Below are 9,851 nucleotides of genomic sequence, written 5' to 3' on the forward strand. Positions count from 1 at the left end.
GGCAGTTGAAATCCGTGGTCCGACTTCCCCCGTCGCGGGCGTCCTGTGGGGCAGTTCGGCCACTCTCGGGCGGAAGTGCGACATTTCGGCCCGGATGCGCGCGTTTGTCCCGTGGACGCCTATGTCCTCCAGTCATAGACACCGCTTCAGCCGGGTTGCGGAGGGTATCGCGCAACCGGATTTCTGATGCCCGGCCCGGAACCGAACCCCGGGCCCCAGCCAGAGGGGACGCGTAACCGTGTCACAAGCAGAAGACCATTCCGGCACCCGCCGAGACTTTCTGTACTACGCGACGGCGGGCGTCGGCGCCGTTGTCACCGGCGCGGCCGTCTGGCCGCGGGTCAACCAGATGAATCCGCCCGCCGACGTGCAGGCCGCAAGCCAGATGCGCGTCGACGTGTCCGGCGTCACCGAGGGCACGCAGCTCACCGTGCTGTTCCTCGGCAAGCCGGTTTTCGTGCGCCGCCGCACCGCCGAGGAGATCGAGGCGGAGCGCAGCGTGGACGTGAGCGACCTCGTGGACCCGATCGCGCGCAACCCGAACCTCGACGGCGATCAGCCCGCGACGGACGAGAACCGCACCCTCACCGACTTCGCCGGTCAGAACACCGGCGAGTGGCTGGTGCAGATCGGCGTCTGCACGCACCTCGGCTGCGTTCCGATGGGCGACGGCGCGGGCGACTTCGGCGGGTGGTTCTGCCCCTGCCACGGCTCGCACTACGACGCCGCCGGCCGCATCCGCCGCGGACCCGCACCCGAAAACCTGCACATTCCCGTTGCCGAGTTCGTGGACGAAACCACGATCCTGCTGGGCTGACCGAGGGAGAAGCGCGACATGTCCGGAATTCCCCACGACCACTACGAGCCGAAGGCAGCCTGGGAAAAGGGCCTCGAGAAGCGGCTCCCGATCGTACGCCTGATGTACGACACCCTGATGATCCCGACCCCGAAGAACCTCAACTGGATGTGGATCTTCGGGATCGTGCTGGTGTTCTGCCTCGTCATGCAGATCGTCACCGGCATCATCCTGGTGATGCACTACACGCCGCATGTCGACATGGCCTTCGCCTCGGTCGAGCACATCATGCGCAACGTGAACGGCGGCTGGGCGATCCGCTACATCCACCAGAACGGCGCCTCGCTGTTCTTCATCGCGGTGTACCTGCACATCTTCCGGGGTCTCTACTACGGCTCCTACAAGGCCCCGCGCGAGATCACGTGGATTCTCGGCATGCTCATCTACCTGATGATGATGGGCACGGCCTTCATGGGCTACGTTCTGCCCTGGGGTCAGATGTCCTTCTGGGGCGCGACCGTGATCACCGGCCTCTTCGGCGCGATCCCCTTCGTGGGCGAGTCGATCCAGACCTGGCTGCTCGGCGGACCCGCCGTGGACAACGCCACGCTGAACCGGTTCCTGTCGCTGCACTACCTGCTGCCCTTCGTGATCCTCGGCCTCGTGATCCTGCACGTCTGGGCCTTCCACACGACGGGCAACAACAACCCCACGGGCGTCGAGGTCCGCCGCACCTCCAAGAAGGAGGCCGAGGCCGACACGCTGCCCTTCTGGCCCTACTTCGTGATCAAGGACCTCTTCGCGCTCGCCGTGATCCTGGTCGTGTTCTTCGCGATCGTGGGCTTCATGCCGAACTTCCTCGGGCACCCCGACAACTACATCGAGGCCAACCCGATGGTGACGCCCGCGCACATCGTGCCGGAATGGTACTTCCTGCCGTTCTACGCGATCCTGCGCGCCTTCGACGGTGACGTCTGGGTGGTGATCCTGACGAGCTTCCTCACCGGCGGCATCGTGGACGCGAAGTTCTTCGGCGTGCTGGCGATGTTCGGGGCGATCGTCGTCATGGCGCTGGCGCCGTGGCTCGACACCTCGTCGGTCCGCTCGGGCCGCTACCGGCCGATGTTCAAGTGGTGGTTCTGGCTGTTCATCGTCAACTTCTTCGTCCTGATGTGGGCGGGGGCGATGCCGGCCGAGGGGATCTATCCCTACATCGCGCTCATCGGCTCGGCCTACTGGTTCGCGTATTTCCTGGTGATCCTGCCGCTGCTCGGCGTCATCGAGAAGCCGCTGCCGCAGCCCGCGACCATCGAGGAAGACTACAAGGCCAACCTCGCGGCGAAGATGGGCGGCACCAAGACCGTCGGCGCCGAAACGCCCGCCGAGTGAGAGAAAGGACTCTGAGAATGCTCAGGAAACTTGCCATCAGCGCCTTCGCCGCGGCGACGCTCGCGGTCGGTGCGGGGGCCCTCTCCTCGGGGGCGGCCCACGCCGCCGGGGGTGCGGGCCACGTGGAAGACTACAGCTTCCCCTTCGAGGGGCCCTTCGGGCGCTTCGACCAGAACCAGCTGCAGCGCGGCCTTCAGGTCTACACCGAGGTCTGCGCGGCCTGCCACGGCCTGCAGTATGTCCCGCTCCGCACCCTCGCGGACGAGGACGGCCCCGGCCTCACCGAGGAGGAGGTCCGCGCCTACATCGAGATGAACTTCATCGAGGTGTACGACGAGGAACTGCAGGACTGGCGCGCGGCCACGCCGAACGACCACTTCCCCCGCTCATCGCTCGAGAACGCGCCCGACCTCAGCCTGATGACCAAGGCGCGCGCGGGCTTCACCGGCCCCTACGGCCTCGCCCTGAACCCGCTGTTCCGCGGCATGGGCGGCCCGGAATACGTCGCCTCGCTCCTGACCCACTACACCGGGTCCGAGCGCGAGGAATTCGGCGCGATCCTCTACGGGAACGAGACCTTCGCGGGCGGCTACATCGCGATGGCCCCGCCGCTCTGGGACGACGCCGTGGTCTACAACGACGGCACGCCCGCCACGGTGGAGCAGATGGCGCTGGACGTGGCGGCCTTCCTGACCTGGACGGCCGAGCCGCACCTGATGGACCGCAAGCAGATGGGCTTCACCGCCGTCATCATGCTCGGCATCCTCTCGGTGCTGCTGTACCTCACGAACAAGCGCATCTGGGCTCCGGTCAAGTACCGCGCCAAGGGCTCGACCCCGGCCGAGTGAGCCCGCGCGCCTGACGCACTCGAACGCGCCCCCCCGGGGGCGCGTTTCGCGTTTCTAGAACCAGTCGCGGAGCGCCTCGGGCGCGTCGTCGCGCAGGCCCGCCACGGGCCGGTCGAGGATCACGCGCCCCGCCTCGAGCAGCCAGACCCGGTCGCAGAGCCTCTCGGCGTCGCGCAGGTCATGCGTGGCCATCACGAAGGTCATTCCACGCTCGCGCCAGAGCGCCTCCAGCAGGGCCAGCATCTCCGTCCTGAGCGCCGGGTCGAGCGCGGCGAAAGGCTCGTCCAGCAGCGCCACGGGCCGGTCCCGCAGGAGGATGCGCGCCAGCGCCACGCGCCCCTGCTGTCCGCCGGAGAGGTCCGCGGGCCGGCGCCCCGCCATGCCGCCAAGGCCGACGCGGGCCAACGTCGCCTCCACGCGCGCGCGCTCCTCCCGCGACAGGCGCAGATCGGGCCGCAGCCCGAGGCCGACGTTCTGCACGACCGTCAGGTGCGGGAAGAGGTTCCCGTCCTGGAACAGGATCGACATGGGCCGCGCGGCGGGCGGCACGTCCGTCAGGTCCTCGCCCTTCCACGAAATGCGCCCCCGGTCCGGCGCGTGAAAGCCCGCGAGAAGCGACAGGAGCGTGCTCTTGCCGCTGCCCGAGGCGCCGAGCACCGCCACCCGCCCGCCCGCCGGAACCTCCGCGTCGAGCGCCAGGCGGAAGGCGCCGAGGCTCAGGTCCACCCCCTCAAGCCGCAGCATCGACGCGCCCTCCGCGGTCGAAGGCCCAGAACAGGCCGAGCGCGAGGAAGAGGAGGAGCACGGCGGCCCCTTCCGCGTCGTCGGTCCGGTACGAGCCCATGAGGCGATACATTTCCATCGGCAGCGTCGTCTGCCCCGGCGAGGAAAACAGCGCGATCACCCCGAGGTCGCCCATCGAGAAGGCGGCGGCAAGCCCCGCGCCGAACCCGAGCGGCCGCCTGAGCCGCGGCAGGATGGCGAGGCGGAACCGCGTCCAGCCGGTCAGCCCCAGCGCATCGGCCAGCCGCCCCTGCCCGGCCTCCGCCTGCCTGAGCGCGGGCACCAGCGCGCGGAGCACGAAGGGCAGCGCCACCAGCGCGTTGACGAACCCCGTGACGGGCAGCGCGAGCGCGACGGGATCGGCGACTGGGAAGAGGATGAGGAACAGGCCCGTCCCCACCACCAGAGGCGAGACGGCGATGGACAGCGCCATAAGGGTCTCGACCCAGGCCGTCGCGCGTCGGCTCGCGAGGAAGGCCGCGACCGGCAGCGCCAGCGCGACCGTCAGCGCGGTGGAGCCGAGCGCCACGAGGATCGAGCGCAACGCCGCCCACCATACGCCGGGGGGCAGACCCGCCAGGGCCGCGATCCCCTCGGCCAGGACGGCGGCGATCGGCAGGAGCAGGAAGGCCGCTGCGGCGAGGATCGTGCAGAGGTCGAGCGCGCGCGCCGTCCGCGTGTCCCCCGGCCAGGGCTGCGGCGGACGGTCGAGGCCCGCCCCCGCCTCCGCCCCCCGCGCGAGCGCCAGCGCCAGCGCGCCCGCGGCGAGGCAGATCGCCACCTGCACCAGGCCCAGAAGCGCCGCGCGCCCGAGGTCGAAGTCGAAGCGGAACGCCTGGTAGATGGCAAGTTCCACCGTGGTCGCCCGCGGCCCACCGCCGAGGATCAGCGCGACCGCGAAGCTCGACGCGCAGATCAGGAAGATGATGGCGAAGGCGCCGGGCAGGACGGAGAACAGGATCGGCCGCTCGAATTGCCGCCGCATGTCCCGCGCCGAGAACCCGAGCGATGCAGCTAACCGAACCCGCTCGGACGGCACCGACAGCCAGGCCTGCAACAGGAGCCGCACCGCCAGCGGCAAGTTCAGGAAGACATGCGCCAGGACGACGCCCGACAGCCCGTAGATGGAGATCGTGCCGACGCCCAGCCCCCCGAGCGCGGCGTTGAGCCATCCGGCCCGCCCGAAGATCGCCAGAAGCCCGAGGACGGCCACGATCACCGGCAGGATGAAGGGCGCGCCCATCAGCGCCACCAGCACCCTCCGCCCGGCGAAGCGCCTCCGCGCAAGGGCCCGCGCCACGGGAATCGCCGCCACCACGCTGAACAGCGCCGAAAGCGCGGCCTGGAGCAGCGTGAAGCGGATCGCCGCCGCGTCCGCCGGGCCGAGACGCGCAGGCCCCTCCGCCGCGAGCGCGACGGCGAGAAGCGGCCCGAGGACCGCCAGCGCGACGAGCGCGGCCAGCGCCGCGCCCGTCCGTGACATGCCGCTCAGCGGCTGAGCGCGCCGGCCCACGTCGCGATGGCCGCGTCGCGGATCTCGGCGGCCTCCTCCGGGCTGTAGAGAAGCGCGCTGTCGGGCGTTATCAGCGTCTCGAAGCCCTCGGGCAGCGCCTCGGCCGGAAGGGCGGCGGGGTACATCCAGTTGGTCGTCGGGATGACGGACTGGAACCCCTCGGTCAGCATGAAGGCGAGGAACTCGCGCGCGAGCTCGGGCTGATCCGTGCCCGCGAGGATGCCAGCCACCTCGATCTGCATGTAGTGTCCCTCGGCGAAGGGGGCAGCCGCCTTGCTCGGGTCGTCCTCGGCGATCAGGTGATAGGCGGGCGAGGTCGTGTAGGACAGGACCATGTCCGCCTCGCCTTCGAGGAAGAGACCATAGGCCTCCGACCAGCCGGGCGTCACCGTCACGATGTTGTCCGCGAGCCCCGCCCAGATCTCGGCCGCGCGGTCGCCATAGGCGTGCTGCACCCAGAGGAGGAGGCCGAGGCCGGGGGTGGAGGACCGCGGGTCCTGGATCACGATGGAAACGTCGGAGGCGGCAAGCTCCTCGAAGCTGCCGGGCACATCGGCAAGCGAGGTGTCGTGGACGAAGGCGAAATAGCCCCAGTCGAACGGCAGGAACAGCGGGTCCTCCCACGCGACCGGCAGGGTCAGGCCCTCCGGCGCGATCCCGTGCGGCGCGAAAAGGCCCGTCTCGGCGGCCGCCGCCGTCAGGTTCGTGTCGAGGCCGAGGACGACATCGGCCTCGGACCGCGCCCCCTCCAGCCGCACGCGAGACAGCAGCGCCGCGCCGTCCCCCGCGCCCACGAACTGAAGGTCGCAGCCGCAGGTCTCCTCGAAGGCCGCCTCGATCGCGGGGCCGGGGCCCCAGTCGGGCACGAAGCTGTCATAGGTATAGACCGTCAGCACGGGCGTCTGCGCGAAGGCCGCGCCCGCGATGGTGGTCAATCCCGCTGCAAGAATGGTGTGTCTCATCTCACTCCTCCATGCGACGGGCGAAGTGAAGCCGAGACGTGTGCGATTTGGTCTTCCGCATCCCGAAACCTTCCCTCCGCCGGTCCTAACCGGTTCAGGTTCAACGGGTTCACGCGTCATCCCGCGCATCTCAGGCCCTTTAGGCCACCCCGAGGTGCCTCAACACCTATGCGACTGCGCGGTCCCGGGCAAGGGGCGAGACGGGTTGGCAAGTCCACGCCTTCCCGCTAACCGGAAGGCGGCGAGACGGAGTGCTTCCCCCATGTCCTTCAACACCTTCGGCCACCTCTTCCGCGTCACGACCTGGGGCGAGAGCCACGGGCCCGCGCTCGGCGCCACGGTCGATGGCTGCCCGCCCGGCGTGCCGGTGAGCGCGGAGGCGATCCAGCACTGGCTCGACCGCCGCAAGCCGGGGCAGAGCCGCTACACCACCCAGAGGCGCGAGCCCGACGAGGTCGAGATCCTGTCGGGCGTGTTCGAGGGCCTGTCCACCGGCCACCCTATCCAGCTGATGATCCGCAACACCGACCAGCGCTCGAAGGACTACGGCGACATCGCCGAGAAGTTCCGGCCCGGCCACGCCGACATCACCTACTGGCAGAAATACGGTATCCGCGACTATCGCGGCGGCGGGCGGTCGAGCGCGCGCGAGACGGCGGCGCGGGTCGCTGCGGGGGGTGTCGCGCGGGCGGCGCTGGCCGACCTCGCGCCCGGCATCCGGATCACCGGCTACATGGTGCAGATGGGCCCGCACGCCATCGACCGCGCCCGCTTCGACCGCGACGAGATCGGGCGCAACCCGTTCTGGACGCCCGACGCGACGGCGGCCGAGGACTGGGCGGTCTACCTCGATGCGCTGCGGAAGTCGGGCGACAGCGTCGGCGCGATCATCGAGGTGGTGGCCGACGGCGTGCCGCCGGGCCTCGGCGCGCCGATCTACGGCAAGCTCGACACCGACCTCGCCGCGGCGATGATGTCGATCAACGCGGTCAAGGGCGTCGAGATCGGCGACGGCATGGCTGCGGCGACGCTGACCGGCAGCCAGAACGCCGACGAGATCGTCATGGGCGCGGGCGGGCCGGTCTATTCTTCGAACCACGCGGGCGGCATCCTCGGCGGCATCTCGACGGGGCAGGAGATCGTCGTCCGCTTCGCGGTCAAGCCGACCTCCTCGATCCTGACCCCGCGCCGGACCATCACCAAGTCGGGCGAGGCGACCGAGATCGTCACCAAGGGCCGCCACGACCCCTGCGTCGGCATCCGCGCCGTGCCCGTGGGCGAGGCGATGATGGCCTGCGTGCTGCTCGACCACCTGCTCCTCCATCGCGGGCAGGTCGGGGGGAACCGCGGCCGCATCGGCTGAGCAGGATTCAGCCGAACACGTCACCAGCGCGCGCGCCGCACAATCTCGCCGCATTCGTTCCGGATGATTCCGTCGCAGCAGCGTCGCCACGGCGAATCCTGCGGCATGGACCGCGCCATCTCGAGGCGCGCCGAGCCGCCCGGGGGAGCATTGTCGATCGCCCGTGACCAGTCCGGAGCCTCAAGCGCCGGGCGGTTCTGCGCGTGACACGATGCTGCCATTATTCCCCGTCTTTGCCTTCTTCTGGCCATATTTGGCGTCAATTACGGCGGAACTGGGGAAGATTTAAGGATGTCTCATGGAGCTTTTTCTCGGCTCTAAGGGCTCGCGCGCCCGCATTTCCATCGATTGGACGCTCGTGACGGCTTCGGCGTTTTCCGCCGCCCTGCTGCTCGCCGCGGTCGTCCGCACCGGTCCCGAAGCGGTCCCCGGCTCGCCCGTGCTCGCCGGAGGCCTTCAGGTCCTGACGGAGCATCAGCGCCTGGTTTCCTTCGAGGATTTCGCCTTCGGCCCGCGCGACTGGCAGGGCACTGCCGTCGCCGGGCCCGACATGGGCGGCGTGCTCGGACCCTTCGGCCCGGGCGGGATCGGCAAGGACTTCGCGCTGCCGCAGGACGCGGACTGGGTCGAGGTCAGCTTCGACCTGCACCTCCTCGGCGGCTGGAGCGGGCAGGGCCTGTCCGTGTCCGTGGACGGTGAGCGCGTCATCGAGGATTTCGCCACCACCCCGCGCAGCGGGTCGGGCCGCACGCTGGCTGTCCACCGTCGCGGCCCGGGCGAATACGCGGTGTGGATCGCGCTCGACGGCCCGGGCGAGGTCCTGACGCTGGACTTCGACACCGGCGCCGCGCCGGACGCCGGCTGGGCCATCGACAACGTCTCCGTCGTCGTCTCGGCGCCGGCGTCCTGACGGCTCAGGTCAGCGCGAGGTCCATCAGCGCGCGGATGCTGTCGACGCGGGTGTCGGCGACCACGCGGCCGAGGATCGCGTCGCCCCGCATCAGGATGAGGGTCGAGCGCCGCTCGACCCCGAGACCGCGGGCGTAGTCCGAGCCCCCGTAGGTGTCCCAGTCCATCCGGATGAAGGTGATCGCCGCGTCGTAGGCGGGATTGGCCGCGCGCAGCTCCTCCATCGCACGGCTCTGCGCCCGGCAGGTTCCGCACCACGGCGCGTAGACGTCGAGCAGCACCGTCTCCCCCGCCGCGAGCCGCGCCTCGGGCAGGCCCGGGGCGTAGTCGATGAGGTCCGCGGCCCGCGCCGACAGCGGCACGAGAGCCAGCGCAGACGCGCCGATGAGGAAGTCCCGTCTGTTCATGTGTCTCTCCGGATGAGGGTCAGAGGGCGACCGAGAGGTCCTGCAACCAGACCGGCATCCGGTCGAGCAGCCAGGCCTCGGCCATGTGGTGCCAGCGCAGCAGGATCGCCACGCCGACGAAGAGGAAGACGCCGCCGAGAACGGCGCGCGAGCGTTGCGCGAAGGCCCTGAGCGCGCCCATCCGGGCCTGGAGCGCGCGGCGCGCGCCGTAGCCGATGGCGACCATGACCGAGCCGATGCCGAGGGCGAAGGCGAGCATGATGAGGAAGGCGCGCACGAGCTCCTCCCCCTGGCTCGCCAGCGCGATGGCGCCGCCGAGCGTGGGGCCGACGCAGGGGCTCCAGACCGCGCCGAGGAAGAGGCCGCCGAGGAACTGGCCCTGCCAGCCCTGCGCCTCGATCCCGCCCATCCCCTCGTCCGCGCGCGCCGCGACGCCCGCCGTCGCCAGCGAGAACCGCGCGGAAAGCTGCGGCACCAGCATCACGAGGCCGAAGGCGATCATGAGGACCGCGCCCGCCTGCGCGACCATCCGCTCGTCGAGGCCGACGAGGTGGCCCGCGGCGATGACGCCGAAGCCGACGGTCACGAAGGCCGCGCCCATCCCCGCGGCGAGCGCGAGCGGCCCCCAGCGGCTGGCCTGCAGCGCGCCCGCAAGCACGAGCGGCAGCACCGGCAACACGCAGGGATTGATCAGCGTCAGAAGGCCCGCGCCATATGCGAGAAGGAGTTCCATGCGTCTTCCATGCGCGACAGCGTACAGGCTGTCATCAAACGAGCTTGTGAGCGCGCCGTGTCTTCACGGGATCGTGGCCGGCCGCGCGCGGGCCGTCTGCACCGCGAGGATGCCGAGCGTGATGACGACCACGCCCACGGCGTCTGCC

Annotated in this window: 10 protein-coding genes and 1 riboswitch; of the genes, 5 read left to right on the forward strand and 5 right to left on the reverse strand. The window is 70.3% G+C overall.

Translation table 11 applies throughout. The features are described from left to right. Positions 1–238: 238 nt before the first annotated feature. From petA to ACTS11_RS15210, 3 genes are read left to right on the forward strand one after another with little or no spacing between them, the layout of a single operon-like run. The gene (petA, locus tag ACTS11_RS15200) at positions 239–817 is read left to right on the forward strand and encodes a ubiquinol-cytochrome c reductase iron-sulfur subunit (protein WP_442641145.1); all 579 of its coding nucleotides are present in this window, start codon (positions 239–241) and stop codon (positions 815–817) included. A gap of 18 nt (positions 818–835) precedes the next feature. Next, on the forward strand, positions 836–2,185 hold the full coding sequence (locus tag ACTS11_RS15205; protein ID WP_442641146.1) for a cytochrome b: 1,350 nt from the start codon (positions 836–838) through the stop codon (positions 2,183–2,185). A 17-nt stretch (positions 2,186–2,202) separates the two neighbouring features. Beyond that, entirely contained in the window at positions 2,203–3,033 is an 831-nt protein-coding gene (locus tag ACTS11_RS15210) for a cytochrome c1 (RefSeq protein WP_442641147.1), read from the forward strand. A gap of 54 nt (positions 3,034–3,087) precedes the next feature. Here the strand turns inward: ACTS11_RS15210 and ACTS11_RS15215 are convergent, their stop codons facing one another. The 3 genes from ACTS11_RS15215 to thiB are packed head-to-tail and all read right to left on the reverse strand — an operon-like array spanning position 3,088 to position 6,291. Next, entirely contained in the window at positions 3,088–3,777 is a 690-nt protein-coding gene (locus tag ACTS11_RS15215) for a thiamine ABC transporter ATP-binding protein (RefSeq protein ID WP_442641148.1), read from the reverse strand. Next, the gene (locus ACTS11_RS15220; RefSeq protein WP_442641149.1) at positions 3,764–5,299 is read right to left on the reverse strand and encodes a thiamine/thiamine pyrophosphate ABC transporter permease ThiP; all 1,536 of its coding nucleotides are present in this window, start codon (positions 5,297–5,299) and stop codon (positions 3,764–3,766) included. Before ACTS11_RS15220 ends, ACTS11_RS15215 begins: the two co-directional genes overlap by 14 nt. 5 nt (positions 5,300–5,304) lie before the next feature. After that, positions 5,305–6,291 carry a thiamine ABC transporter substrate binding subunit gene (gene thiB / locus ACTS11_RS15225; protein WP_442641150.1) on the reverse strand — a complete coding sequence of 329 codons (987 nt, stop codon included), beginning with the start codon at positions 6,289–6,291 and terminating at the stop codon, positions 5,305–5,307. Between the two features lie 54 nt (positions 6,292–6,345). Next, positions 6,346–6,453: riboswitch (TPP riboswitch) on the reverse strand. 100 nt (positions 6,454–6,553) lie between these two features. Here thiB and aroC point away from each other — a divergent pair. Next, complete coding sequence (gene aroC / locus ACTS11_RS15230) at positions 6,554–7,654, forward strand: chorismate synthase (RefSeq protein WP_442641151.1); 1,101 nt, start codon at positions 6,554–6,556, stop codon at positions 7,652–7,654. 298 nt (positions 7,655–7,952) lie between these two features. Next, entirely contained in the window at positions 7,953–8,564 is a 612-nt protein-coding gene (locus tag ACTS11_RS15235; protein WP_442641152.1) for a hypothetical protein, read from the forward strand. Between the two features lie 4 nt (positions 8,565–8,568). On the opposite strand, the gene ACTS11_RS15240 is transcribed toward ACTS11_RS15235, so the two are convergent. Both ACTS11_RS15240 and ACTS11_RS15245 read right to left on the reverse strand, forming a co-directional pair. Then, positions 8,569–8,970 carry a thioredoxin family protein gene (locus ACTS11_RS15240; protein WP_442641153.1) on the reverse strand — a complete coding sequence of 134 codons (402 nt, stop codon included), beginning with the start codon at positions 8,968–8,970 and terminating at the stop codon, positions 8,569–8,571. A gap of 19 nt (positions 8,971–8,989) precedes the next feature. Further along, entirely contained in the window at positions 8,990–9,703 is a 714-nt protein-coding gene (locus ACTS11_RS15245) for a cytochrome c biogenesis CcdA family protein (RefSeq protein ID WP_442641154.1), read from the reverse strand. Positions 9,704–9,851: the final 148 nt, after the last annotated feature.

It is taken from the genome of Roseicyclus sp. (genome assembly GCF_052168335.1).
Taxonomy (GTDB): domain Bacteria; phylum Pseudomonadota; class Alphaproteobacteria; order Rhodobacterales; family Rhodobacteraceae; genus Roseibacterium.

Coding starts and splice junctions, on each gene's coding strand:
- ACTS11_RS15205 (WP_442641146.1), top strand. CDS start 836: ATGTCCGGAATTCCCCACGACCACTACGAGCCGAAGGCAGCCTGGGAA.
- ACTS11_RS15210 (WP_442641147.1), top strand. CDS start 2,203: ATGCTCAGGAAACTTGCCATCAGCGCCTTCGCCGCGGCGACGCTCGCG.
- ACTS11_RS15215 (WP_442641148.1), bottom strand. CDS start 3,777: ATGCTGCGGCTTGAGGGGGTGGACCTGAGCCTCGGCGCCTTCCGCCTG.
- ACTS11_RS15220 (WP_442641149.1), bottom strand. CDS start 5,299: ATGTCACGGACGGGCGCGGCGCTGGCCGCGCTCGTCGCGCTGGCGGTC.
- thiB (WP_442641150.1), bottom strand. CDS start 6,291: ATGAGACACACCATTCTTGCAGCGGGATTGACCACCATCGCGGGCGCG.
- aroC (WP_442641151.1), top strand. CDS start 6,554: ATGTCCTTCAACACCTTCGGCCACCTCTTCCGCGTCACGACCTGGGGC.
- ACTS11_RS15235 (WP_442641152.1), top strand. CDS start 7,953: ATGGAGCTTTTTCTCGGCTCTAAGGGCTCGCGCGCCCGCATTTCCATC.
- ACTS11_RS15240 (WP_442641153.1), bottom strand. CDS start 8,970: ATGAACAGACGGGACTTCCTCATCGGCGCGTCTGCGCTGGCTCTCGTG.
- ACTS11_RS15245 (WP_442641154.1), bottom strand. CDS start 9,703: ATGGAACTCCTTCTCGCATATGGCGCGGGCCTTCTGACGCTGATCAAT.